We start from the raw sequence: 26,106 nt of genomic DNA on the forward strand, positions 1-26,106 counted from the left end.
CGTGCACGACAACCCGTGCGGAATTAAAAGCCCCATGCGATCCCTTAAAGTGCATTAATCGCACGAATGTGAACAGCTGGTATAAAGGATAAGTCCATGGATTTTAAAGTCGCTCCTGAAACATTCATCAACGACATCATTCATGTCGTTGATTCGTTAACGGGTGAGCTCATTCAGTCAGGATTTAAGGCAATTGGGTCGAACTGGATAATGAGTGGCCTTATGACCTCGCTGTTGGCGTTGTACCTCATTCATTTTTTATACCAGGTGAAATGGTTCAACACCCCAATTTCTGATGCGACACGTCATATCGTCAAAGTCTGTTTTACTTTTTTAGTCGCAACCAATTGGGATGTGTTTTACATACTGGTCTATCAGGTCGCCACTAATGAGCCCTTGCATGTATTAAAATTACTGCTTGCCAAAGAAGGCAATGCCTTTTCCGATGGGTCCTTGAACGACACCTTTATTTCCGGGTTACGGCAGACCATGAATTTATTAGCCAACATGCCTTTGTCATTTAAAGGCGTGGTGTGTTGTGTATTAGGAGCGTTTTTACTCCTTCTTGGTACCTTTTTGTTCACCATTTTGGCCTTGTCCCTCATTATTATTTCCAAATTCTATTTAGCGGTTTACTTAGCCATTGCCCCTTATTTCATCGTGATGTTCTTGTTTCAGGGAACTAAAGGGCTTTCTGAAAGCTGGGTTCGCTCCATTGTAAACACGGCGTTGGTTCCCGTCTTTGTGGGCAGTGTTTTATTGCTCACTACAGTACTGGCACATGCCTGCCTGAATACCGGAGCGTCTTTAGGAGCCAACACGAAGGCGCCTGATTTTATGGGGGTTGCTTTGTATCTGTTTGCAGCAATTGTCAGTGCCTTCCTGATTAAAACGATTCCTGAAAAAGCAGCATCCATCACTTCATCCTTAGCCATTGCCGGAGCAGGGCGTATTGCAAATTATGCCCAAAACATGGGCTCTAAAACAAACGATGTGGGTTCACGAATGGCGAATGCCGCACAAGGAGTCAAAAACAACTTCGCTCAACGCCAAGACAACTTAAGGCAGGAAATCAGACGACGAGCGCAAATACGGGAACAACAGCACGAAGAGATGCGTGAACGACGCGCACGCTCTGGATATTAAGGTTTATTAATCAAGGACATATTATGACAACGAATACCAATGCCCCTCATCAGAACGTTCCTGATGACACCTATTATCACGAAGCGAACTCCTGGCGGGACGATCTATTCGCCGTAAAGGAAAAGCAAATTAGTCTGTATCGCACGGTGAGTATCTGTTTATTTTTTTCGTTAACCCTGGCAATGGGGTGTGTCACCGCCCTGGTTATTCGCGAGCGTGTCCAGCCTTTTTTAGTGATGGTGGATAAACGCAGCGGGGAGGTAACCACACCCAGCCGTTTAACGCCCCAATCGCTTGCGGTGAACTGGAAAATGATTCGCCATTTGGTCACCACGTATGTGACTCATCGTGAATCCTACAGTGCGTCAAATCTCAATGAACCTTATGAAACGGTGTGTGCTATGAGCAGCGATCAGGTGATATCGCAAGTGGATTTGGGAATACGTCCAGAGTTAAACCCTCAAAGCCCGATCAAAACCTTAGGTCAACACCATTACATTAAAGTCACGATTCATTCCATCGCACCCTTAGGCAAAGACAACTTGCTCGACATTCGCTTCACCACACACACCGTGAACAGCGAAACCCACTCAACGGAGCAAAGTAAAGAGTGGCGTGCCACGTTGAAATGGGCATTCGTTGAAAAACAACGAAGCCTGGCGCAGTGGGATCGAAATCCCTTGGGATTTACCGTGAATTTTTACGACAAACAACCTGTCGCATCCTGATTTAACGAGGAGAACACCCTATGAATAAATTTTTCGCTACAGCGCTCACTTATGTGCTCGTTACGCAATCAACGTTCACCGCCGCAGGCCAAACACCTCAAGGATTAGTGACCGACAATCGCATTAAAGTCGTCAGTTATGATGAAGACAATGTCGTTCATGTGCGCACGGCATTTGGATTTGCAACAACCATCGAATTGCAAAAGAACGAATACCTGACGGATAAACCAGGAATTGGAAAAAATTCAGGATGGGAAATTGTTTCCGAGAATTACTCCAATTTGATAGTAATTAAGCCCAAGCTTGATAATAACACGACGAATTTTAATTTCACGACCAATAAAGGTAGAACCTATACCCTGTTATTGACGGCGACTAAAGAGCCTAAATACCCCACATTTCGAGTACGGTTCATGTATTCGGATACCAAAAACCTTGGCTTTGGTTCCCCTGTGCACACCTACAATTTAATTAGAAATTTCGGTAACCCAGAGGAGGTGAACAGCAACTACACCTTTTCCGGGGATAAACTCATTGCCCCTATTAGTGCGAAAGACAATGGCAAGTTTACTTTATTCAGTTTCAGACCAGGGAAGCCCATTCCCGCTATTTTGGCCGTGGATTTAAAAACAAAACGGGAGTCACTTGTTAATTATCGACTCCAGGGTGGGTATGTCGTGGTCGAAGGGGTCTACTCGCAATACACATTTCGCTTAGGAAGCCATGCCACCTGTGTATTCAACGAACGCGCCATCAAAGAATGGCGCACGGCAAGTCATTAAAACGGAGCAAAATAGATGAATAATCATTCGAAACCGGATCACGATGCAGAAACCCAGCTTTCTGACGAACCGATATTAAAAGACGCCCCTGCACCGAAAAAATGGCCATGGCTTATTGCCGCCGTAGTGATTGTTGTGATTGTGATGAGCTTGCAATGGGGTACGCGTCTGCTCATGAACCATGTTACCCACAAAAAACAGGCAAATACGACCGCGTTTACAGACGACACGAACCCTACGTTTAAGGCACTCCCTTTGCCGGTGACGGAAAAACCTCGAGTTGCCTCTGTTCCTAGGCCCAAAAAAAGGAGGATAGAGCCCCCACAGATAAGCCAGGTCGATCCGGACGATGAATTAAGACGTGCGCGTCTGATTGCACGTCTTCAAGAACATAAAAAAATGCGCGATGAAGAAGAAGAGATGATTCAAAGCTCAGCGGTTTTAAACATCGGGGTTGGCGCCCATCCCACACCGACTCAATCACAGTCGCCGGCAAATGGCCCATCTGAGGGGATTAATCCCAATCCTAATGTGGCGTTTCTAAGAAGTGTCAGCAACCAACCGGTGGATGAGGTCAATGCGGGACTATTTGGTGATTTACGGTTTCGTATTCGTAAAGGAAAAATTTTACGAGGCGTTACCGAGTCGGCTATTGATTCGGATTTGCCTGGAATGATTCGGGGGCACGTGACTGAAGATGTCTATGGTGACCAAGGTGAGATTAATCTCATCCCGAATGGTACCGGATTAATTGGTGAGTACCGTTCAGGTGAGCTGCGCAACGGTCAGGTGACTCTTTATGTGGTATGGACCCGATTGCAATTATCCAATGGAATTTATGTGACTCTGGATTCGCCTGGAAGCGACCCGCTGGGACGAGCGGGCATGACGGGACCGGTGAATCACCATTATCTTCAACGCTATGGTTCTTCCTTGTTAACGTCAATTGTGAGTGCGGGTGCGGCCACCTGGGGTGTGAGCAGTAATGACCGATACAATTCAGAAGCAGCTTATCGTCAGGGCGTATCCGCCTCACTTTCTCAAACAGCAAGCCGTGAGCTGCAACAAAATGCCTCCATCCAAAATACGATTCTCCCGCCGCAGGGAACTGAAATTAGCATCATGGTCAATAAAGACATTTCATTTGAAGACGTGTTAACGAATCAGGAGGGTTAACCATGAGTATTGCGCTAAACGCCTATCTTAAACCATTACGGTCTTTTTTGGATCTGCCGTTGGTGTCGGAGCTTTGTATTAATAAGCCCGGTGAATTATGGTTGGAAGAGTCAGGGACGTTTACTCAAGTTTTGGTGCCTGAGTTAACCGAAAACCACCTACGTTTCTTGGCGGATTTAATTGCCGAAGACAATCATAAAAATTTATCCCAAACGAAACCCTTGCTCTCAGCCACATTGCCTAGCGGGGAGCGCTGTCAATTTGTGTTGCCTCCTGCCTGTGAGAAAGGACAAATTATCTGTTCGATTAGAAAACCCTCTGTAGCGGATTTAACATTATCCGATTGGGCCTTGAACGGGGCGTTTGACTCCATAAAAACAAGACAGAAACAGCGTTTGAACCAAAGAAACACGAGGCTCAATCAATTAATGCAGGAGGGACGCTGGGAGGAACTGCTTGCTTTAGCAGTGCGCGCACGGTGCAACATCATCATCAGTGGAGGAACCTCCACTGCCAAAACAACCTTGCTTAATTCCTGTTTGAAAGAACTCAATGCTCATGAGCGCTTAATTACCATTGAAGGGGTACGGGAGGTAAAAACCACGTTGGAAAATCGCGTGCACCTATTAGCGAATGAAGACGAAGACCATCCGTTAAGTGCCTCGATGCTGGATTTACTCAAAGTGTGTTTTCGTCTACGCCCCGACCGAATATTTCTCTCAGAGCTTCGAGCACGTGAAGCGTATCCCTATTTACGAGCCTGTATCTCAGGCCACCCTGGGAGTTTAACGACAGTACATGCCGATTCGATTGCCAGTGCCAAGGAGCAGCTTTGTTTTATGTTGAGCGAATCACCTGAATTAAGCGGAGCAGGCGAGGTGCGTCTGCGCTCGCTGATTCAAACATCCATTCAGGTCTTTGTACAGATGACCCGAGATGAGCATGGCGCACGGCTTATTGAAGACATTGAGTTGGAGGGAGTTGTTCCATGATTTGGTTTTATGTATGCGCAGCCTTAGCATTTCTAGGGTGTCTCTACAAGGGATTACCTGCGCTGTGGCAAAAAAGAATGAGTCACTTGGGTAAAACTCTGGGGATGATTAGCCTCATGAGCCTTTTATTTTTTACCTTATGGTGTTTAATTTTTTACAAAATGATAGGGTTTCCCTTGAGCTCAGTCAGACCCTGGGGGATATGGCGTTTTATTCCCTACACCACAACCTTTGATGCGCTAACCAACCTTTATTTATGGGGATTTCCCGGAATTTGCACCCTATGGATTGGGGCAACCATTCTAGCCCCAATATTTGAATCGCCTTGGCGCCATCTGTATGGCGATGCTCACTGGGCGACTAAAAAAGAAATCAAGAAAATGGGTTTTTTAAATGACACAGGAACAATTCTTGTGGGTGAATATGCAGGGAATTTGCTGCGCTATACATTAAGCAACCATGTATTGGTATTTGCTCCATCTCGTTCAGGAAAAGGGGTCTCGCTCGTCATTCCCAATGCGCTCAATTGGAAAGGCTCGTTACTGGCCTTAGATAACAAATACGAAATTTTTAACTACACCAGCGGGTACCGCGCCAAAACACAAAATAAAGTGTATCGATTTTCTCCCGCAAGCCTGGAGACTAAAACCCATTGTATTAATCCATTAGATTACGTCGACAGAAATAATCCACATAAACGGATTAACGATCTACATCTTATTTTAGACATACTGGTTGCCAGCTCAGGGGATGAAAATAAAATGTGGGCGGAAGAAGCTCGCTCTCTGGCATTGGGTTTACTCCTGTGGTTAATGCAAAGCGATAGGATTTTTGCTTTAAGTGAATTGTCTTCCCTGATTAAAAGCGGAAATACAGAAGAATTTCTAACTCAAGTCATTAACGACCATACGATCGCGGATAATTTAATTACCATCGATCATGCCGCCTATCTTGCCATCAGAAACTACTTACAAAAAGCACCTAAAGAACAATCGGGTGTGCGCTCAACCCTCACCTCAATGCTGCGCCTATGGGAAGATCCTTTAATTTGTGCCGCCACCAATCACTCCGATGTAGACTTCAGGGACATGCGAAAAGAACCCATTACCTTATACCTCTCTTTTGGTACGAATCAAATATCGCGGCTGTCCACCTTGATCAATCTCATTGTTCAACTCTTTTTAAATGTGATGCTTGAACACCTTCCAGGACCCGAAGAACCGCATAAAGTCCTGTGTTTACTGGATGAAGTGAACCGTTTTGGGCGCATGGATAAGCTCAAGGACGGGTTTGGCGATTTAGCAGGATATGGGGTTCATTTAATGCCCATCATTCAAAATATAGGCCAGTTTTATTCCACCTATGGTGGACGAGATAACACCGACATTTTCTTTCAAAACACGGACATAAAAATTGGTTTTCGTCAAAACGTACCCACGGATAAAGAGTTTCTGTCTAAAGAGTTAGGCACGCGAACGGTGCGCATTAAGAATCGCAGTTATGCCTCAAACAAAGAAGGAAGCAATTACAGCGAAAGTCTGATTGAGCGACCACTATTAACTCCTGCAGAAATTGGACGTCTTCCCACGAAAAAACAAATAATTATTTTGGGAGAGGGGGTAATCCAATGCAAAAAAATTATTTATTACAAAGACAAACGTTTCAAAGATAAATTAGTACCACCTACTGTAATCCCAACGGTCATACCCCAATTCCCAGTGATCGAGATTAAAAAAGAACAGCAACCCATCGAAGAATGCGTACCTCAGGTATCCAATAGCAAAGTTGATTCAGCACGTGCCATCGGCCTTGCCATTGCCGAGACCTTATCGCCTTTGGTGCGAGAAATAACGCACCCGCTACCCAATCCAAATCATTTGTCCGTTGATCGCCACACCGGTGAAATTCTGGATGAATTAGCCAAATCATTTGAAGAATAAGGAGCCAATACATGAACCAACTACCCCCAACCACTCGACTTGCCTTACGTTTGGGAATTAAAACAAAAAAATACCATGCGTTTATGGAAACTCTGGAGCAACAAAATAAAGTAAATCAACGAAGGGAGGCTTTTCTAACCCAATCGCGTGAAACCGTTTTAAAGCACTATCCCGAATCCAAGCCGGCGTATGAAATACAAGACAACGCGTTGCGATTTTATGCGGATGTGTTAATCACAACGCCAACCAGTTTAAACACGAATAGACGCAATACGTTACGCGCTCAGGCTGTTGCATTGGAGGCGTTTGATTTTTTAGATCACAACCAAGAAGTCCCCGCGTTTAAAAGGGAAGGGCGTGCTGAGGAGGCCAGTACCATTCGTGCTGAAGAGTTGCGCACCTTAAGGCATGAGCTTTATGAAAGCTTTGATGAAAACGCTCGAGTCAATCCCAAGCTTCGATTTGATGCACATGCTCGTTATGCGCAATGGAGTAGTTTATTTTTTACCAATGAAAAAGATGCGATGAGACGCTTCCCGGAACTGGCAGCCTTAGGTCCCCTTAAAAAGCAGGCGACGCGTTATTATAGTCAATGGGTACGCGAAGATAAAATAGACCAAGCCATCAAAGAGTGTTTAAATCGAGCGCTTAAAGACTTATCGCGTCATATTCCCCTTCCCAATGCCGAAGAATTAAAAGCAGAAGCCTTAAGCTTACGTAGCTCATGGATTGGAACTCAAAGTACACTTCCTAATAAGAAAAAAAATGCTTATGAATATCAGGGAACGGAGTTTATGCGTCAACTCCTGGGTCGAAATGGAATCCAACAAGGATGGTGGCCATATAACCCTGATTTGCTGGAGCAAACCGATCGCATTACTCAGGTGGACAATGAAATTCTCAAAGAACAATGGATCACCTCATTTAATACCCAGCCTAAAGAGCAGGTAATCCAGCAATTTCCAAAACTTGAGGTGTTGTACCACAAACACGATGCGGCACGCACATTTTATCAAGAAAAAATGGCCGCGCCCTATGCCGAAGAAGCAGCAAAAACACTCTTACTTCCCGACTTTGATAAATTAATAAAAAATGAACCGCTCCTTGCCGTCAGTGAAATAGACTCCAACATTCATGAGCGGATCATGGAGCAAATCAAGTACCAACTCCAAGTCACCGGTAAAGACACCAACCTTGTGGAATCTGCGAAACCATTTAACCAAATCATAGCAGGACTTACTCGTCTTCAAGAGGCGCAGTTTACGGAGCTCAATGCCTCTAATGAAGCGTTTTTAGATGACAATACCCCGGTTATGGTTCCTCAAAATCCCGTAATTGAATTACCCAAACAAGTCATTACCTTAGAACATATTGCCCAACAGATTGAACAACTCAAAGAACAATTAATACACGAGGGGCTCTCCACTCAGCCCGTGGATGATTTATTAAAAAATCAGTTAAGCCAAAGGCTCCCAGAGAAAGAGCAACCCTTGGCTCATTTAGAAGAGGGCCAATCTCCCTTCGCGCCAGCACAAGTCCTGCATCTGGAGCCGGAAAAAACCATCTCACTTGCCTCCCTTCGCTCTACTGCACCTGACTTAATGATTAATCACCTATTTCAATCCAGTCATCTATCAAAAACCGTTCCTGGTGAGGCAATAAAGAGCCAATGGGATATTAAAGCGCTCACCGAGGGATTAAATCAACACTGCGAACGCCTGGTTATTGAGATGATGGGTGAGCCGGTTGCCCGCGATAAAAATCAGCTTCGTTACGGTAGAAACAAAGGCTCATTCATTGTTACCACCCACGGCAGTAAACAAGGCTTGTGGTTTGACCACCAAACAGGAGAAGGAGGCAATCTGTTGCAACTGATTCAGCGCGAAAAAAACTTGTCATTTAAAGAAGCACTGGATGAAGCAGGAGCTTATTTAAACCTCACCCCACAGCACACAACACGTGCGGTGATTGACGTCCGTGACTTGGGTGAGCATTTGGATGAAGACAAGCAAAAAACGGTTCGTTATGCGCGTCAATTAGCTAATGCATCACAACCCATTCAAGGCACCTTAGCCCAGACCTATCTTGAGCGCCGAGGAATTGATACCCGCGTATGCAGTGAGTCGGTTCGCTTTATTCCTTCCATTAAAGAGCCAGAAACAGGTCAATTTCATCCTGCATTATTATTCGTGGGTAAGAATCTATCAGGAAATGTACAAGGGGTTCAGGCTGTTTTTCTCGATCAAGAGGGGAATAAATTAAACTGCAAAGACCCCAAACGTTCTTACGGGATCATTAAAGGCTCAGCCATACCACTCCATGTTGGCGGTACGATATACGCGCTCGCTGAAGGTGGAGAAACAGGACTATCCATCGCCAGTGCCAATAAAGATCTAACAGTCTTCGCCTCATTAGGCAGTATGACCAATTTCAGTGCCATGGATTTAAAGCCTCAAAGTAACACCATCATCATTTTCAATGATCATGACATGCCGGGTAGTGATGCTCACCTCATAATGAATCGAGCTGCGGATGAACTTCTGAACAAGGGGTTTAATGTCCTGAGATGCCAGCCCAAAGAGATCAATAAAGACTTTAATGATGTGTTGCAAGAGCGCCAGATTGAAGGGGTACAACACGAAATGAGTCAGTTAACGATTCACACTTTATCCGCGCATGAACCGCAAAACACCTTATCCTCACGAAGAGGGCCTCAACGCGAAAAAAAGTTTAATGTCGAACAGGAGCTGGAGTTTTAAATGGCCAGCACCTCTTCTTGTAAAAAAATAGGTTATCGAGGATACATCATCATGACACGACCCAAGTTAAAAATCCTAAGCACCCTAGCCTGCATGCTGTGCAGCATCAACGCATTGGCAAGTCCTGCATCCACCGAGTATGTGAATGGGCTTATCAATTCACTTCGCAATGAGCTGACGGCAAAAATGAGCACATTGGCATCACAGATTAATCTCTTAACGACCCAAGTGAATACCTTGGCGGCACGAACAAACGCCGAATTAGAAAAAATAAAAACACAGGTGAATACACTTCCTATCATTACCCATTCGATTGGTGAAATCGTGCAAGGCGGCATGGTTTTTTATTTAGATGCAACGGGACAACATGGTTTGGTTGTTTCACTCGATGATTTGGGAGAGCCCATTGAATGGCGAAATAGCGAAGGAGGGGACAGGGTAACCAATGCCAAAGGTCAGGGATTGGGATCGGGTGAAACCAACACGCGCCTGGTAATTTCCGAACAGACCATCGATCAACAAGATGGTGATTTTGCTGCTCTTCGCGCGGCGAATTACCAAGTTTTAGCCGATGGGAAAACACCTTGTCCTGAACGACTCACCTCGAAAGAAACCTGTTTTGGTGGATGGTATTTGCCTTCCGTTTACGAACTTATTTTGCTGCACAGTTCGTTAACACAATTAGAAACAAATACCTTTCGTTACAGTACGTATTGGAGTTCGAGCGAATTGAATACAACTCAATCGTACTCGGTAGATTTTTCCAGCGGTGAACCTCAAGTCCAGGAAAAATCCGTTCCTTCCGCCATTCGCGCCATACATAATTTTTAATTGGAGATTGATTCATGAACGCAAAACACCTTTTTATTTTCTTAGCCAGTGTTCAACTACCTGTCTTTGCATCCCCAGGAGATGATATTTGGGATCACATTCGTTATCTAAAACATGGGTTAGGGCTAGCTACTATAGAAATCAACGCGCTGAAAGACCGTACGACCCAATTGCAAGCTCAACTGGATGCGCACACCACACAATTACAATCTCAAATTGATATTCAAAACAAGCAAATACAACAAATCCTGCAAAAAATGGAGGTATTGAAATCCAATCAAGTGAAACGGCATTCCATTGGCGAACGTTATCATGGCGGTATTATTTTTTATGTGGATGACAGCGGCCAACATGGGTTAATTGCCAGTATTAAAGACACCGGGGGAATAGGTGTTCAATGGCGCAATGGCGATTCAGGAAATAAAATCACTAACGCGAAAGGAGATGGAATTGGGGCAGGGGCTACTAATACTCGCCTCATTATTTCACAGCAAACAATTTACGATACCAAAGGAAAGTTTGCAGCCCTTCAAGCCAGTCAATTTCAAGTGATGGAAGATGGGGTCACTCCGTGCAAAACACCCATTGCAACAGCCCATGTGTGCTACAGCGGCTGGTATCTGCCTTCAGCTTATGAATTGCAACTCATGCATCAAAACCTTCATGAAAATAATTTGTCCAGTTTTGCTCCTGAGTTTTATTGGAGTTCCACTGAGGCCAGCATATCCAATGCTTGGTTAGTTAATTTTTCTTCAGGGGAGATAACCGCCAGCAGCAAATCAAATACCGTGGGTCGTGTTCGTGCGGTGAGTCAGTTTTAATAGTTTAATTAACCAGGATAGAACAATGAAAAAAATACCTATTTTATTCGCAGTAATTTGTTTCGGTTTTTGGGGTAATGCCAGTGCGTGCTATGATTGCAGCGCCTTATTCCATTGGGGATTTTCGGGAAGCTTAGGGGCTACGCATTACACTCAAGTTTATAATACAGACGGATACAGTGTTTTGGGTCGTTTAAGTTTTGACGTTCAATACAGCCTCGCCAACAGCCTCGATGTAGGGTTAGAAACGGGTGTGCAAAACGGCAATACCATGCGTTTAGACATCCCGAAACCCACCCTGGACCTATTGGGAGGAGAGCCTGTCAGCATCATAGTAAAACCTACTATTGATGTATTAGCCACCGCAAAAATAACACCTTCCGTTGACGCTGCTGTTTATGGATTAGTTAAAGCAGGGGTAGCCTACCGACAAATGCAAGTAGACCGAAATGAAGTCAATGATTTATCAAAAATAAGCCCTGAGGTACAAGCAGGACTGGGCTATACCATCAATACCTCCCTGGCCGTACACCTTCTATACCAGCATATTTTTGGAAATAACCCCAATTATGAGGTAGATACTCAGACCGAACGCGGCAGCATTTCAAATATCCCAAGCCAAGACTCCCTGTTATTGGGAATTACCTTATTGTTTTAAATGGAGTAGTCCATTGCGTGTACTGCGGTGAACGCTGACTCTTAATAGGGAAACATGCCCATCCAGGTCACCGTTTACGGTTTAGCGTATCCGTTTGCTCTATAACCGTAAACGCGCCCCTGTTCTACTTTGCCTATTAGAACACCCAAACATTAATAAAATTGATACATAATACGAGTGAATTAATGAATACACTAAATAGCTTACAGAGACTGTTCGATTTAAAACCTCATAAAAAATCAAGACTAAGCAAATTATTCGCCGACTTACGTTATTACTTGTGGCTGCACACGCACGTTCGTAAAAAATCACATAAAATACGCATGAATAAGGCAAGGGGCGTCTTTCAAACGTTACAACGCCCAGAATTTAAAACAGAGCCCAGTAGGCTCTTTGCTTACATTCGAACAATCGACCCTTTTGTGTTTGAAGAGTTGTTGCTCATCGCATTTAAGGCACGCGGACTGAAAGTAATCCACAATAAACGGTATACAGGGGATGGCGGTATTGATGGGATACTCATACTGCCTTCGAAGCATCGTATCGCACTGCAAGCAAAACGCTACCGCAATCATATTAATGTACAGCATGTTCGAGATTTTTCACAACGTCTTAAAGCACATGGATGTCATGGAGGCTATTTTATACACTGCGGCAAAACTGGGGCAGCAGTATATGAGCAGCGCTTTAATGACATAACGTTAATTAGTGGTGCTAATTTACATCGTTTGTTGACCGATTTTTAAGGCAATTTACTGAGTTAATTTGCAAAAAACAGATTCATTAATACCCCTTCCACAACTAGGCCTGATAATGCGAGAATCAACCCAGATCGATCACTATAAAAGCCCCAATCAATAATCTAAATAGACGAAATATCGTTTAGTCATCCCCTAACCCCATATCGGTTTGTTTCAAATCGATATGAGATTTCTTTAACGACTCTCTTAATCCAAGAAAATCGGATTGTTGCTCATGAGCCTTAGAGGTTTCTTTTCCTAACAACTCTTTTAAGTAATCCGCTCGTGTGAGTTCTTGAGGAAGTTTTTTTGAATAATCCAATAATAATTTTGAGGCAGTTAACTCCTTTTCGTTCCGCTTCGCCTCAGGGGTTGTGATGTAGTTTTGATACAGTGATTTAGCTGTATTATAAAATTGCTCTCTTATTTTTTTATTTCGTTCGTTCCTTATCAAATCGCCAGTATTTACACTCGGTACGCTACGGTTCATTTCATTTTTAACTCGTTCAATGAGTCTGCGATCAACCTGAGGAGTATTGTTTCTTTTGTCACGTATCTGGACCAATTCCGACTTTACCGATTTTCCAGATAATCCACGTTGAAAACGTCGGCTTGCATCAAGCATCACGCCATGTTCTCGACATTTATTTGCAAAATTCTTACGTAACTCATTAAGGTATTTTTTTCTGGGATCTAATTTTTTTCCGTTGAGTGATCGCAAGCAAATAACTGAGTGGATATGGGGATGTTCGGTATCATCATGTTGTACAAATACATAATCGTGCTCCCCGCCAAATTCCTCCTTTAAAAACTCGCGTGTTAATTGATTAAATACCCCTCGGTCTGTTTTAGGAGGCACGCTAAAAATCATATGGGCGGTATGACGAGAATCCTTTCGATTATCAAAATAAATGGACTCCCATGACGACAATAAATCACGTGCATTATTTTGTGAATGCAATAAAGACTGTTCCTGATCTTCCAAAGGCAAATCATAGTTTCGACTGATGTATGCAAGATGCTTCATTATTTTATTAGACTCCTTTCCAAATCCTGTGATTTTTATTATCGCTTGCTGAAAGCCTGCCGCGATTCGAATTTGATCGGCTGTGGACAATTCATCAGCTGAATAGGTTTCGTGAATTTTGTTTCCATACTTTAACTGTTCTCTCACTTTGTTTGGTTTTTTCCCGCGGGATTTTTCTTGATTCTTTCGTTGATGTTCTTCACGTAATTCATCATAAAGATAAGGTGAAACAAAGCGTCTTGATTTTCCTGAGCCATCAAGAATCCCCTCATCTTCGTCGTGATAATTATTCATCATCAACCTCCTTTTGATAACGCGTAATCGTGTTTGAAATGTAGCTTTTTAATTCGTCATTTAACGCAATAACGCTCTGTTCTACCCGCTTTAAATAATCCACGGGGACATGCTTTAGTTCTTGGCTATTATTATTTATTCGTGCTGTGATTTGATTTAAGTTCCTGGCAATTCCTGTGAGCTGACGCACAGCATCTCTAAACTCGTTAAGTTCCTTATCCGTTAAATCAGGTCCCATGCCAATATAATCACGCATGAGCTTTCTTAAAAAACGACTTTTATTATTGGTTCCGAATAGGGAAATGCTTGCCGTTTCCGCCTGTTGCCATTCAGTTTCGGTGAGACGAACCCGCATTGATTTTGTTTTATTCATGATTGAGAAATTCCCTTCTTTGAATCTTATTTTTTTGTTGGTTTTCCGCAAGCCGCCAGGTTGAGGAGTTGCGCTGTTGCGCACGGGAATTTGGGCATTTTTTATAAAATGTCCCACAAATTCCCTATCCCGCAATATTTAATTTTTACGCTAAAAGGATTATACTATTATTCAACGGCTTTGGGGTATAAAAGAAGCCTTGCTGGAGTTAATAAAGCATTTGAGATGCTCAATAAATAAGGAGATTTTTATGTATCCTAACGAAAAAAATCAGTTAGAACGAATCTATGGAACTCCGTACCTCGACCAAAAAGCTCCGGGTTACTATCCAGTTAGCGCCAAAGAAAAAAAACCTATTTTTAAATCTAATTTTATTTTAGACAGCGCGGCTTTTTACCTCACCGAACGCCTTTCAATAGATAACGTCATTAAAGAATTATCCTTTGCTTTGGTTGCATTAATCACGTATTTATTTATGCAAAGCAGCGGACGAATTAAATCTCTTGGAGAGTTTGGGTATATTATTGGTGCGATGTTAATCGCTGCCTTATTTTTTAATCTATTCAAAGCGTCAATCAAATCATTAACCCCGGGATTATTGTGTTTGGTTGGAGGGTTGGTTTTATTATCTGACACGATTCATTTTCAGTGCCTGCAATTTATTTCAAAAGATGCGATTAATTATGTTATTGGCGCTGGGGCTTTTTTTGTTGCGATGTCATTGTTCAAGTCAGAAAATGATTAGTTCACTTAATAATCGTTTTCTGATTAATTCCTACCGAAATAAATTGGGTAAATTATTGGTATTGTTACCCATTAATTTAATGAACTAAAATCTAATACTAGAGCACAGTATTATAAAAATATTTTCCCTTGAGATTAGAGTTTTTATTGATTTTATGTTAAAAATAATCCGTAAGAATTTTATCTAATCTATTTATAAAAATTTATATTGAGTGAGTATGTTATGGCATTAATAAGCGCTAAAAAAATTGCAGATAAAGAAAAAATTAAGCTTGAAATTAATAAAGAAATCTATACGGAAATTCAAAATTACTGTGCATGGGCAGGAATAACCGAAATAGAACATTTCTTTGAAGAAGCAGCTTCCTTTGTTTTTTCTAAAGATAAAGAGTGGAAGAGCTCAAAAAAATGACAGAGCAGGCCGAAAATTTAATTATGTAAATTGAGTTCTGAATAATTCTATGAAACAAGGATCAACATGTTAAAAACCATTTTTAGCTCCAGTGTTGTAATTGGGGTTACTATATTTCTTCTAATTATCTATAGCCAAACTGGTACGGTAACACCGAATTCACATAATGCTCTTGCCCCAGTAAATGAATACTTGAAAAGCTTAGTTCATGGCGCTATTTTCCCTGCAATTTTTGGATATTGGACTGTTGCTTTTTTGATAAATAAATGCTGAATATATTTGCAGAATTTACCCGATAGAAAAATGATATTAATATTGCAATAACCGAGAATTCCATATATGCCCGTCCCGGGAATTTTCGGACAATATTAGCTTCGTTCTTCATACAAAAAATATAAGGCATACGATAAGGCCTCAAGCCATTGGGGAGGAAAGATTTTAGTCCCGTAGGGGGGGGGCTAAAAATCAAGGGGGATCACGGACACCTTCACGCGTTTTAGCGAACCGATTTCGGGGAGAGAGATGCCCCGGAATCTTTCACGATGTAGCGCTCCCCATATTGATTAATTCTATTCTAAAAAATATTTATAATTCACATTAAAAGTTTGCTCCAATCGTTTTGCAATAGTTTTCCCAATTGGCCGCCTTCCATTTTCCATTTTTGATAGATTTGCTTGAGTAACATTGATTAACTTTGCAAATTCAATCTGATTCAAATTTTCACGAGCTCTCAATCCCTTTAAAAGAGCCCCCGCTTTTGTATATTGTTCATTAAGATCGCTAAAGAGCTCCTCTACTGAAACAAACTCTTCTTTAGAGTTTCTTTCATCTGACTCAACTCGATACTGTTCTGCCACCTTTTTAGGGATAGCATAAGTCCATCTGCCTACTTGAACATGTATAATTTTATCTTTTGTTGTTTGCTTTTTAATATGGTGCTTTTTCGTGAGTGCCTGCATAATACACCTCTATGATTTTGACTTCGTTTTCGATTACTTCCCAACAACATACGTATGTAGGATTTCCCTTAACTAAATGACAATGCCGTAAATCACGGGAGTTTTTTACTCCCTTGAGCCCTCTAAGCTTCCCATAGTTAGGCCAGGATGTTCCTGGACATGGCCCCTTATCCTGCAAATCCGCTACCAATAAATTTAAAGCGTGAAAAGCAGCTTTACTTAATCCTACAGTTTGCTTCGCAGCTTTTTTTGTAAATCTAACTTGCCAGCTCATTTTAATGATATACCATAAATTGACATATGTCTAATTATGACATAAATTATTTATTGAAACAATCACAACAGCTAAGTAAATAAAGATCGCAAACCATTTTTAGTTTGTTTATATTAAATCAGTTGTTTTCACCAATTAAAATATCCAGATATAAAGAATAGCTATAATCAATAGAGCATGATTGTATTTTATCTAATACGATATTTGAGGGACTATGTGCTATATGACCTCCGGCCGGGATCTTTGTAAAAAAGGGTCATGATTGAATATCAATCAAATTATGCTTTATTCACTCCTGGGTATACTATGGTTTTTGATATTTCTTATCAAAGTCCAACTTTTAGCTTGGGCTAACACTATCAGAGATTGGTCGTTTTGGACAAAATAGACTATTCTCAATAGAGAATTTCATTAATATTCCGTTAATTACAGTGTCTAAATATAAACATGACCCTTTTTTACAAAGATCCCGGCCGGAGGTCTTAGAGTATTAATAAATGATAATGAAAGTAAACCCTAAGCTATACATAAGAAACATCTCATCAGGTACTAAAGCATTATCGATCTACATTCAGTACTTTGACATCTGAAATATTGGCATTTCACTGTCGGTTATGTCATGAGCCAATTAGTTATAGTAATTTCTGGCCAGATTCGACTACAATGTATATAAACTTTATTTCTTTTATGTATAGTCGAATCACAATTGGAATTGACATTAGTTTTTGCCTTTTTTAACGAGGGCAATTGTTTAAGCTCATTAATCATAAATTTGGGTAAAGTTTCATAACCATCATTTAAAAATTTATCCTACATAAGATTTTTATAAAGGCAATATCCCAGTAAAGAAAATAAAAAAATCTGGAATAGCTAATATTTTGTGTTTCATCATTTTTATCCAATATCAGTGATACTAACTTGTTTTATGTAGTGCATTAATCACAGCGGAGGGATTACTTGCAATCACTGTTAAATATGCTCTCGTAGAGGATTCTGGGTTGCGCTCACCCCGTTCCCATTTTTCTAATGTTCTCAAACTAAAGCCAAATTCTTCACAAAATTTTTGACGGCTCATATGCATTTTCTTTCTAATCGCCATCACATCGACTTTAGCAGGAACTAAAACCTCATGTGTAACTGCATCGTTCTTATTCCCTTTCGCATACTCAAGGGCCTCCATTGCACCACGGATTAAACTTTCACCTAAATCACTCATGTTCGTTCTCCCCATACGTCTTAACAATAGATTTAATAATGGTTTTCAATATACTCTTTTCGTTTTCGGAAATATTTTCCTTTTGATTTTTCCCGTAAGCTGTAAATAAAAAAATAGGCATATTGGGGTTATGGAAATAATATATAACTCGTGCACCACCACTCTTACCTTGATTACTATCAGTGGTCCAACGAATCTTTCGAGCCCCGCCAGTTCCAGGAATAATGTCTCCCTCTGTGGGATTTAGAGCAATATGACTTATAAAGTCATCTCTACTTTTCTTGTCCATACAAGCTTCAGCCCGCTTGATGTATTCTGTTGTCTCAACAACAACTTGGGATTTTTTTATTATTTTCATAAATCAAATAATAACCCCATTGGGGTTATTTGTCAACCCCAATGGGGTTTTGCATCGATTTTACTCCTCTATACCCTCTATATCAAAAGGGAAAAGTTGTCCGGGATCCGCTTTTAATCTAAGTGCTAATGTTACAAACTCTTCCAAATAGTTAATATTAACGATAGGAATCAACAATGATGTTGAGGGTATGTTGTTGGCACTCAATTTAAATCGAGAATCCAACTTAATTTTTTGTAGAAACCATTTATATTTCGAACATTCAGGCTCATCGTTATTATAGTCTACGGCCCAAATCTGAGAATTAGTAACGATGAGTGGAACCATGTAGTAGAAATCTTCAGCGTTATCTTCAATACATTGGTAAAAAGACAAAATTGCATCTTTAATCTGCTGTTGAGCTTTATAAAAATTATTTTCCTGATCATTCTTGGATAATTTTATTAAATCATTGCTGTTATTTCTATAAAAATCCCCTGTGAAACTTGAAGGGATTGGATTTGTTGAATTAAAACCTACCAACCTTGCTTTCGAGTCTAAAAAGTTAGAACGTGCTATTATCATTTTCCCATTAGATACAGCATCCTTGACCAAAATTAGACAGGATGTGCTTTCTGAGCCTTTACATTTAACAACAAAATACATTTTAGGAGTTTGACAACTGGCAACTACGTCTATTTCGATAGGAGTATCATTATAAATGTATAACTGATTGATCTCCGTTTTTAATCCTTTTTCTGAAAATATTTTTTTCGTATTAAACTCAAGATTAAAACCAGATTTAGATGCTGCTTTAAGGATAGAGGCTTTATTCATTTCAAGATTTCCAAACTCCATAAAACTATTCTAATAAATTATATGTCAACGAACCGATACAAACATATTGGGTTTTACCGCATATCCAGCCCAAACTGCCAATGAGATTATTAAGCGACTTTGAGTGCTAATATTTTGTCCATATCAAACAACATATCCTGTTCTTCAATATCCTGAGTAAAATCATATTCCCCATGCAAGTTGACATAATGCCAGATTAGAGTAGACCCATTGCGAATAATGGTTAATAGTGCCTTTCTGCTTTCTTCATCTTCTAATAAGGCCAATTTTTGCGAAAGGTATAGCTCATTCCATAATACACGTTTTCCGTATCTCTGAACTTAACGACTGTTTTCTGAACAGGGGGATTTTATACGAAGTCTTACGGTTTTAAGTGGAGCCGCGAGGGTGAAACCGTAAATTTCTGTTCAAATGCCCCCGCTAGCCCGGGATGGGTGAGTGAATTAGCTCGAGGCAATCTTTTATTCCCAATTTGGCTGTTGGGCACGTCGGGTATTTTTTGAATAAGGTCGTTATAATCAGACTTAGCACTAATTTATGCTGTCGAATTCAGCAATCCCCTGAATCAAAGTTTTCAAGTTTCATTATGTTTAGCGGAATTAATAATCGAGTTTAATCTTTTTCTTTCTTGTTCTATTAGAAAATCAGGAATTCCGTTTTCCTTTAATTTCAATAAATGATCTTCAATATTCTGACATGGCAAACCCTGTATATTTTGACCATTCTTTTGGTCTCGCTCAGATTGCGGAGTCAGTAAGTAAGTCAAACTACTCCCAACTATAATTCCCGAAAAAATTACAAATAAATGATATAACGAGTGATGATCTACACCGCCATGATGAGAGCAAGCACCTCGTCTACCTATAGAATATGAAACACTACCATCGTTACAAGCTGGTGATGGCCCCAAATATCCTAACAAAAAATAAATAAATATCCCTGCTAACCAACCAAGCCGTACTCTTTTTTCAACAACCCAAGTCGTTACCACTTTGACTCAACTATATATAAATACAGGAATGAAGGTATTCTATATGAATTATGGACAAATTACGAACAAAAAACTAAGCGTTTTCCTTTGTGAAAAAGCGTGGGGAATAGTCAAAAATATATTAAATTTACTAATAAACATAATCTTTTACTTTTTAATATGTAACTTATGTACACATAGACCCCAGGCCGGGATCCTGGCAAATAATGCTCAGTTGTTTAAGATATTTAATAATGTTTGCAATTAATTCAACATAAGTTATGTCTTCAGCTACATATATTAACTGAAGATTAGCCAGCCAATGTGTTTCATCCCGCAGGATAATGTTTTATAAAATATTTCTCTCTATCTTCCTTTATAGGGTTTTACCGCATATCTAGCCCAAACTGGCAATGAACAATGAAATGCATACTACATAGAAAAAGTTGCGTTAAAATTAAAACAATCATGTCATAACAGTTTGATTTTTCTGATGTTAAATTGTTAGTTGAATTTAAACTGAATTAAAAATAAACAGGAAACGATCCTTTTCGTCAGGATCCCTGCCGAACCTCTATCAACCATTATTCGCAATGTATCGACTTTAATCTGGCCTTATGTCAATTTTCATGAGGAATATGACTTTACTCAGGATATTGAAGAACAGGATATGTTGTTCGATATGGATAAAATATTAGCACTTAAAGCCGCTTAGCTATCTCATTGCCAGTTTGGGCTAGATATGCGGAAAAACCCATAATTCAACAAAATTTGGCTAAATCAAAAAATTTATCTCACGTAAAATCATACTGGTTTATTGCTATCAGTCCAAATTCTATATAATATAAATCCTTTAAACTTACGTCAAAACTAATCGTATAAGAATCATTATGCGATTACATGACAACTAACTCACCGTGTAATTAGTATTTTTCCTATACATTATTAACCTAAAATCTAATCGTATAAAAATAATGAATTTTATTGATTAATATTGACCTTTATTTGTTCGAAAAAAACGTTAAGTGCTGTGATTATGCTCTATTGGATTGCGACATAATAATACAAGCTCTGTGCCCGGTATTGATATCATGCTTATGCGATTAGTTTTGACATGATTTCATAGGCTATAAAGCTTTATAGAATGGGACTTATTAGTCATTTTACTGCTCGAGTTTATTAAGTATAATTTTTTTGACTTAGGTCGATTTGCTTAAATTAAGTTCTATTTGGGATGGCCTAATTCGCATTTGCCCCAATCCTGTAATTAAACCCAACTTTATCAGATGTATTTAATGATAAACCGTCTAACTCCAACGGAAAAGGTCTTCGATCTACTTTTACTAGGCAACTATAATAAGGAAAACCTATCCTATAACCGTTCACAACTCCAAACTTTTCTTTGCGGGGTAGCATAAAGCCAGAAATACCATGCTCGAATTTACTAAATACGATATCCAACTCTGGAAAAAATTCTGAATTTTGATTAAGAATCGCTTCCCGTGCTTTAGATTCATACTTATCCCCTAAATTTACTTGAGAAAATTCTTTTCGTTCTGTTACAGAAGCTCGCCACAAAATTGAAATGAAATACATTTTTATAAGTTCTTTGATCTTATAATTTTTATCTTCAGGTATAAACGAAACTTCGATATCCTTGTGAGAGTAATTAACATTTGCGAAACCTAATTTGCTTAAAAATTGGCCTCGCATTGTAACTAGTAATTAATTTTTTTACATTAATTACTAGTTAATTTTTTAGACAAAGGCTGGCCTGAATATTGTTGGCCGGATCTATTCATTTTGGGGTGGATAATTCCAAGCATGTGTTTATGATTAATTTTTTTAGCGTACGTTTTTGTACCATTGGACTTCCCCCCCCCTTTAAAGGCCTGTTCCTTTTCATTTTTTATACTAGCGTTTTGTGTTGCCTTCACGCAGTTAAGCAAAATATCAGAAAAAATATTCTGCCTTAAGTGATATTGATGAACCATAAAGCAGATTATATGCAGATAACGTTTATCAGGCTGAAGCTGATTAATCTGAAAAAGACCGGCCTTACGAACCCAGGTTGCATAATGCTTGATTGTGTCATTACGCAGATTGAGCCTGTCCAATAGGGATCCCATACTATTATAAATACTTTGGATAAGCTGAAAATCCTCGATACTTTCCTTAATCTCCTTTGGTTTTCTTGATATGGATCTGAGATCAGACTCATACGCCGTCTAAAGTATTGTCTAAATGTGCCCCCATCTTTATCGCGTGCAGTTTCAATTAACTATTATCTCCAGACGCACCTACTCAAGTATTTCAGCAATTAAATAAAAATCCTATTACTGCAACAAAAAAACGGATTACTGATGCGTGCAATATCCCATCATTGAGAAAACAATGGTATAATGAGGCTAGTAATCATTTTATCGAAAATTAGTCTACTGCCAACAAAGAAGTCTAATGTAATATGACAGGAGTTCAATTAACTAGAACACATTTTGTTTCCTAGTGATGAATTGATTCTGAGTTTGCAGCAAAAAAGTATTGCTCCATTATTCCCATCAAAGTGCCGAATCAAACGAAAACAACGTTAATGTGCTTAAAATCCACTGATTTGTCTAAACCCAAGGACCCTACGAATACAAGCTTATAGATTTACCCAGAGCTTTTGAAGCAATAATATACAAAGATAAGATTTATTTAACATCAGGATATCACTAAAATGCAAATATACGAGGGGCGTCATGAACGGCGAGCCCTTAAAATATCAATAGCTGTTACCTTTACCTTAGCGGTGGTAGGTATTTTATTTGGGCTATTATCGGGTTCATTGGCTATTGTCTTTGATGGTATGTTTAATATGGTTGATACCGTTATGTCAACCTTGGCCTTTTTTGTTGCCCGTCTTTTAACAAGAACAGGGGACCGGAGATTTCAATACGGTTACTGGCATATTGAACCTATGGTTCTTGTTTTGAATGGTAGTATTCTAATACTTCTTTGTGCTTATGCGATGATAAATGCCATAGGCAGTTTAATGTCTGGTGGGCATGAGTTGAATTTTGATTGGGCCTTTGTGTTTGCTCTGTTGGTCTTTTTTTTATCCACGGGTATGTATTTTTACTTGATTAAAATAAACCGAAAAATCAAGTCCGAATTCTTACGATTAGACATTCAAAGTTGGCTAATGTCTGGATTGATCTCCTCATCTCTCCTATTGGCGTTTGGTCTCGCCGCGTTGTTGCATGGTGGGGTCTACGGATATTTTACCCCTTACATCGATCCCCTTATTTTGGCGAGTCTTACTGCCTGTTTGATTTTTGTGCCTATGGCCACTGTCCGAGATGCACTGCGAGACATATTTCGCATGGCTCCCTTGGAGCTTGATGAAAAAATAAGAAATTTTTTAGAGCAGCTTTTAAAACAGCGTAATTTCAAAACCTATACAAGCTACGTTGCAAAAATAGGACGCGCACAGTTTATTGAAATACATATAGTACTACCCATGAATTTTCCAATTCCAAGCATTGAAACCTTGGATGAAATTCGTAATGAAATCGCATTGGCTCTTGGAGAAGACTCCCCAAGACGTTGGCTAACCATAGCTTTTACTGCAAATGAAAACTGGATTTAATGAAGAAGTACATCCCCCAAAAAATATACCAACTCGAAGGAGCCGAAGAATTTTTTCAGTTTTTACACTAGACAATGTGTTTTTTGGAGCTTGCACGATATTAATGGATTAGTGCGTCCATATCTCAAGAAAGGAAGTTGTTTTACGAACGTGAATGATCAGGATTTAGAAATAATCGCAGGTCAACTGAACAGTCGACCAAGAAAAAGTTTAGGATACGCAACGCCAAATGAAATATTTAACTTACAAAAGCAAAATAATTCGCCTTCGTTTCTAAGGGCATAAAATTTAATGATGCGTGGTCACAAATTTGAACTACTATATTTGACCTCTAGTGCCTTCATTGAGCAAAACCATGGTATGAGCACACTCTTCCTCCGAAGCTCTTTCTTCCCCAGCAGCCCCTTTAAAAAAAGTCATTGCTTTTAACTCTTCCGGTTTTGGAAAAGAAAATCCTGGGTTGGGTTGATCTGCAGAACAAGAATTGGTTTTATCGCAATTTTGAAATTCGCAACGAGCAACACGCGGATCGCTTTTCATTTCCTCGGTTAAACCAGTCACGAAACTTTTAAAAAAACTATTCTGATCCCAAATGATAGTTTTAACTTTATATTTGACAGCATTCCATAACTGAATTAAATCTTCTCTAGGCTCAGCATGCGGATTAACCGCAAATTGATGAATTGAAAGTTCGATATCAGATCCATCAGGAAGTGCCTTAAATGCTTCAATAAGAGCAGGAATGTCTCGGGAAGCAGGCGACAAATCAGGGAGAGTAATACGTGAATCTTTTCGTTTAATGCTTGCTAAAACAGTTGGAAGTTGAGGTTTATTGGGAATAGAAACGAAGAGACCAAGCGTCCTAGGTGGTCTTGAAGATGAGGCGACCCTTGCATCTGATTCTGGTTGTTTAAACATTTATGTAACCATTGTAGATATTTTACACATATAATACACGACAGTATAATTTATAACTATTTTTATTTTTTAACTGGTCGAATAATCATGCGCAAATGACAACATCTGAAAAGTTTACTGACTTTGCAAGAACTAGCGAAGCACTCCAGAGTCCATGGACTAGCACCACATCAGTTTAGTTTTACGATTAATCAGACCTTAATAAACAGGGCCGATAATAACTTGCCCCCTCTAAGATAAAATATATTGAATTCCATGATCATGAGCTAAACGCAGTAGCTTAAGATTGGCTCCCTTAGGGTGTACTTCTCCTCTTTCCCACTTTTGATATGTAGATGGAGTAACATTCAATATTTTAGCCATTACAGCTTGGCTAACTTTTTCTTTAACTCGCATTTTCTTTATTTCTTGAGCCTCAAGCTCTTTAACTTCACTTAGATTAAGCATTTCTATTTCTTTAATAGTAATTGCATCTAACCGAAGATCTTTGGCTGTTTCTAACATAGCATCAATAATTTTACTCATTTTCAACCTCCACTAATGCTCCCTCTTTTATCAGCTTATTAATTTCCAGATCAGAATAAGCTAACAATGATTTAGCAACAATTTTAAAAGCTTTTTCTTCATTAGAAGAAATATTACTTTTGGCATTCTTTTCAAAACCAAAAACGAAAAAACAATTTTTTCCTTTTTTGAAAGCAACGATCGTTCTTGTACTGCCACTCTTTCCCCTTCCTTTGTTGGAAACACGCTTTTTTATTACACCACCACCATAATTAGCCTCGTAAACTTCAATAGAAATTTCTTTAGCAGCGATATTAAGCGATTCATCACTAACTTGATTTTTTATAGCCCATTTGGCGAAAAGTTTAGTTTTTATTATTTTCATCAATAACGCCCTGTATAGTAATTATTACTATAGCAAAATTTACTACACCTTACAACTATAGCGGAAAATAAACGGGGGATTTCTTGACTCCTATAATCTCGCCCCTTAGGTTTGGAATAATAAATATAATTATGGTTAATTAATCTAGTTAAGTTTTCTAAGTTAGACTTATTATGTCTCCTTATGAATTAATTAACTAAAAGTAAAATTATTGGATAAGTCAGCATTTCGACGGACGACCAAAATTTACTTACACATGAGCTTAAGTATTAACTATTTTTTTTTGCAATTTTATATAACATACCAACGGGAGATTTTTGTAGCTTGTTATTCTCTGTAATTAACTCCTTTATCGAATTTGGTAATTCTTTAAGCTTAGGTGGATCTAAAACTTGATCTAGTGCATAAGCAGCTAATCCCCATACTGGGTAGCCAGTAGCTACTGATGTTATGGCAAGAGTTCCAGTAACTAACCATGAACCAACGTCACTACCTACAAATTTCCATTTCTTTGCTTTTAGGGGTTAATTCCATATAGCGCTGGTTTATCAGCATTACCCGTTACATCTCTTATACAGCAAGACTTATAGAGCGAGCATTAATAGTTTCATCCTCTAACAACAATTTCGCA

General features: G+C 39.6%; 27 protein-coding genes and 1 pseudogene. 16 read left to right on the forward strand and 12 right to left on the reverse strand.

Features of this window, described 5'->3' with window-relative positions; genetic code table 11:
* The first annotated feature begins 96 nt into the window (after nt 1-96).
* The 11 genes from ACD661_RS15650 to ACD661_RS15700 all read left to right on the forward strand — a co-directional run bounded on the left by ACD661_RS15650 (nt 97) and on the right by ACD661_RS15700 (nt 12,579).
* Nucleotides 97-1,146: a TrbL/VirB6 family protein gene (locus ACD661_RS15650; RefSeq protein ID WP_400188805.1), complete on the forward strand. Its 1,050-nt coding sequence runs from the start codon at nt 97-99 to the stop codon at nt 1,144-1,146.
* A gap of 23 nt (nt 1,147-1,169) precedes the next feature.
* Nucleotides 1,170-1,874, forward strand: coding sequence for a VirB8 family type IV secretion system protein (locus ACD661_RS15655; RefSeq protein WP_400188806.1), 705 nt, complete (start codon nt 1,170-1,172; stop codon nt 1,872-1,874).
* Between the two features lie 20 nt (nt 1,875-1,894).
* Nucleotides 1,895-2,656, forward strand: coding sequence for a TrbG/VirB9 family P-type conjugative transfer protein (locus tag ACD661_RS15660; protein WP_400188807.1), 762 nt, complete (start codon nt 1,895-1,897; stop codon nt 2,654-2,656).
* A 15-nt stretch (nt 2,657-2,671) separates the two neighbouring features.
* A complete protein-coding gene (locus tag ACD661_RS15665; protein WP_400188808.1) occupies nt 2,672-3,832 on the forward strand; it encodes a TraB/TrbI/VirB10 family type IV secretion system protein in 1,161 nt (386 codons plus the stop codon).
* Nucleotides 3,833-3,834: 2 nt separating this feature from the next.
* Nucleotides 3,835-4,824 carry a P-type DNA transfer ATPase VirB11 gene (virB11, locus tag ACD661_RS15670; RefSeq protein WP_400188809.1) on the forward strand — a complete coding sequence of 330 codons (990 nt, stop codon included), beginning with the start codon at nt 3,835-3,837 and terminating at the stop codon, nt 4,822-4,824.
* A gap of 176 nt (nt 4,825-5,000) precedes the next feature.
* On the forward strand, nt 5,001-6,764 hold the full coding sequence (locus tag ACD661_RS15675) for a type IV secretory system conjugative DNA transfer family protein (protein WP_400188810.1): 1,764 nt from the start codon (nt 5,001-5,003) through the stop codon (nt 6,762-6,764).
* A gap of 11 nt (nt 6,765-6,775) precedes the next feature.
* On the forward strand, nt 6,776-9,523 hold the full coding sequence (locus tag ACD661_RS15680) for a DUF7146 domain-containing protein (RefSeq protein ID WP_400188811.1): 2,748 nt from the start codon (nt 6,776-6,778) through the stop codon (nt 9,521-9,523).
* A gap of 51 nt (nt 9,524-9,574) precedes the next feature.
* Complete coding sequence (locus tag ACD661_RS15685; RefSeq protein WP_400188812.1) at nt 9,575-10,354, forward strand: DUF1566 domain-containing protein; 780 nt, start codon at nt 9,575-9,577, stop codon at nt 10,352-10,354.
* Nucleotides 10,355-10,368: 14 nt separating this feature from the next.
* The gene (locus tag ACD661_RS15690; protein ID WP_400188813.1) at nt 10,369-11,175 is read left to right on the forward strand and encodes an Lcl domain-containing protein; all 807 of its coding nucleotides are present in this window, start codon (nt 10,369-10,371) and stop codon (nt 11,173-11,175) included.
* A gap of 25 nt (nt 11,176-11,200) precedes the next feature.
* The gene (locus ACD661_RS15695; RefSeq protein WP_400188814.1) at nt 11,201-11,833 is read left to right on the forward strand and encodes a hypothetical protein; all 633 of its coding nucleotides are present in this window, start codon (nt 11,201-11,203) and stop codon (nt 11,831-11,833) included.
* 185 nt (nt 11,834-12,018) lie between these two features.
* Entirely contained in the window at nt 12,019-12,579 is a 561-nt protein-coding gene (locus tag ACD661_RS15700; protein WP_400188815.1) for a restriction endonuclease, read from the forward strand.
* A 136-nt stretch (nt 12,580-12,715) separates the two neighbouring features.
* Here the strand turns inward: ACD661_RS15700 and ACD661_RS15705 are convergent, their stop codons facing one another.
* Entirely contained in the window at nt 12,716-13,897 is a 1,182-nt protein-coding gene (locus tag ACD661_RS15705) for a relaxase/mobilization nuclease domain-containing protein (RefSeq protein WP_400188816.1), read from the reverse strand.
* Nucleotides 13,887-14,267: a plasmid mobilization relaxosome protein MobC gene (mobC, locus tag ACD661_RS15710; RefSeq protein ID WP_400188817.1), complete on the reverse strand. Its 381-nt coding sequence runs from the start codon at nt 14,265-14,267 to the stop codon at nt 13,887-13,889. Before mobC ends, ACD661_RS15705 begins: the two co-directional genes overlap by 11 nt.
* Nucleotides 14,268-14,517: 250 nt before the next feature.
* Here mobC and ACD661_RS15715 point away from each other — a divergent pair, with 250 nt between their 5' ends.
* The 3 genes from ACD661_RS15715 (at nt 14,518) to ACD661_RS15725 (ending at nt 15,696) form a co-directional block, all read left to right on the forward strand.
* On the forward strand, nt 14,518-15,012 hold the full coding sequence (locus ACD661_RS15715) for a hypothetical protein (protein ID WP_400188818.1): 495 nt from the start codon (nt 14,518-14,520) through the stop codon (nt 15,010-15,012).
* A 222-nt stretch (nt 15,013-15,234) separates the two neighbouring features.
* The gene (locus ACD661_RS15720; RefSeq protein WP_400188819.1) at nt 15,235-15,423 is read left to right on the forward strand and encodes a hypothetical protein; all 189 of its coding nucleotides are present in this window, start codon (nt 15,235-15,237) and stop codon (nt 15,421-15,423) included.
* 66 nt (nt 15,424-15,489) lie between these two features.
* A complete protein-coding gene (locus ACD661_RS15725) occupies nt 15,490-15,696 on the forward strand; it encodes a hypothetical protein (protein ID WP_400188820.1) in 207 nt (68 codons plus the stop codon).
* Nucleotides 15,697-15,992: 296 nt separating this feature from the next.
* On the opposite strand, the gene ACD661_RS15730 is transcribed toward ACD661_RS15725, so the two are convergent.
* The 7 genes from ACD661_RS15730 to ACD661_RS15760 form a co-directional block, all read right to left on the reverse strand.
* Nucleotides 15,993-16,382 (reverse strand): helix-turn-helix domain-containing protein, encoded by a 390-nt coding sequence (locus ACD661_RS15730; protein WP_400188821.1) that lies wholly within the window; start codon nt 16,380-16,382, stop codon nt 15,993-15,995.
* Between the two features lie 1,187 nt (nt 16,383-17,569).
* The gene (locus ACD661_RS15735; RefSeq protein WP_400188822.1) at nt 17,570-17,872 is read right to left on the reverse strand and encodes a helix-turn-helix domain-containing protein; all 303 of its coding nucleotides are present in this window, start codon (nt 17,870-17,872) and stop codon (nt 17,570-17,572) included.
* Nucleotides 17,865-18,230: a type II toxin-antitoxin system RelE/ParE family toxin gene (locus tag ACD661_RS15740; protein ID WP_400188823.1), complete on the reverse strand. Its 366-nt coding sequence runs from the start codon at nt 18,228-18,230 to the stop codon at nt 17,865-17,867. The genes ACD661_RS15735 and ACD661_RS15740 overlap by 8 nt, the downstream gene beginning before the upstream one ends.
* Before the next feature lie 60 nt (nt 18,231-18,290).
* Nucleotides 18,291-19,067, reverse strand: a complete 777-nt coding sequence (locus ACD661_RS15745; RefSeq protein ID WP_400188824.1) for a hypothetical protein — start codon at nt 19,065-19,067, stop codon at nt 18,291-18,293.
* Between the two features lie 89 nt (nt 19,068-19,156).
* Nucleotides 19,157-19,333, reverse strand: a complete 177-nt coding sequence (locus tag ACD661_RS15750) for a hypothetical protein (RefSeq protein ID WP_400188825.1) — start codon at nt 19,331-19,333, stop codon at nt 19,157-19,159.
* 308 nt (nt 19,334-19,641) lie between these two features.
* Nucleotides 19,642-20,058 (reverse strand): hypothetical protein, encoded by a 417-nt coding sequence (locus tag ACD661_RS15755; RefSeq protein WP_400188826.1) that lies wholly within the window; start codon nt 20,056-20,058, stop codon nt 19,642-19,644.
* A 1,218-nt stretch (nt 20,059-21,276) separates the two neighbouring features.
* The gene (locus tag ACD661_RS15760) at nt 21,277-21,750 is read right to left on the reverse strand and encodes a hypothetical protein (RefSeq protein WP_400188827.1); all 474 of its coding nucleotides are present in this window, start codon (nt 21,748-21,750) and stop codon (nt 21,277-21,279) included.
* A gap of 1,006 nt (nt 21,751-22,756) precedes the next feature.
* Between ACD661_RS15760 and ACD661_RS15765 the strand changes: the two genes are divergently transcribed.
* Nucleotides 22,757-23,668 carry a cation diffusion facilitator family transporter gene (locus tag ACD661_RS15765; RefSeq protein ID WP_400188828.1) on the forward strand — a complete coding sequence of 304 codons (912 nt, stop codon included), beginning with the start codon at nt 22,757-22,759 and terminating at the stop codon, nt 23,666-23,668.
* A 102-nt stretch (nt 23,669-23,770) separates the two neighbouring features.
* Nucleotides 23,771-23,953, forward strand: a pseudogene (locus tag ACD661_RS17045) (IS30 family transposase); the annotation flags it as partial.
* A gap of 33 nt (nt 23,954-23,986) precedes the next feature.
* On the opposite strand, the gene ACD661_RS15770 reads toward ACD661_RS17045, so the two are convergent.
* The 3 genes from ACD661_RS15770 to ACD661_RS15780 form a co-directional block, all read right to left on the reverse strand.
* Nucleotides 23,987-24,586: a hypothetical protein gene (locus ACD661_RS15770; RefSeq protein WP_400188829.1), complete on the reverse strand. Its 600-nt coding sequence runs from the start codon at nt 24,584-24,586 to the stop codon at nt 23,987-23,989.
* A 231-nt stretch (nt 24,587-24,817) separates the two neighbouring features.
* Nucleotides 24,818-25,111: a helix-turn-helix domain-containing protein gene (locus tag ACD661_RS15775; RefSeq protein WP_400188830.1), complete on the reverse strand. Its 294-nt coding sequence runs from the start codon at nt 25,109-25,111 to the stop codon at nt 24,818-24,820.
* Entirely contained in the window at nt 25,104-25,475 is a 372-nt protein-coding gene (locus ACD661_RS15780) for a type II toxin-antitoxin system RelE/ParE family toxin (protein ID WP_400188831.1), read from the reverse strand. Before ACD661_RS15780 ends, ACD661_RS15775 begins: the two co-directional genes overlap by 8 nt.
* Nucleotides 25,476-26,106 lie beyond the last annotated feature (631 nt).

Origin of the sequence: Legionella lytica, assembly GCF_044626755.1 — a bacterium.
Lineage (GTDB): Bacteria > Pseudomonadota > Gammaproteobacteria > Legionellales > Legionellaceae > Legionella > Legionella lytica_A.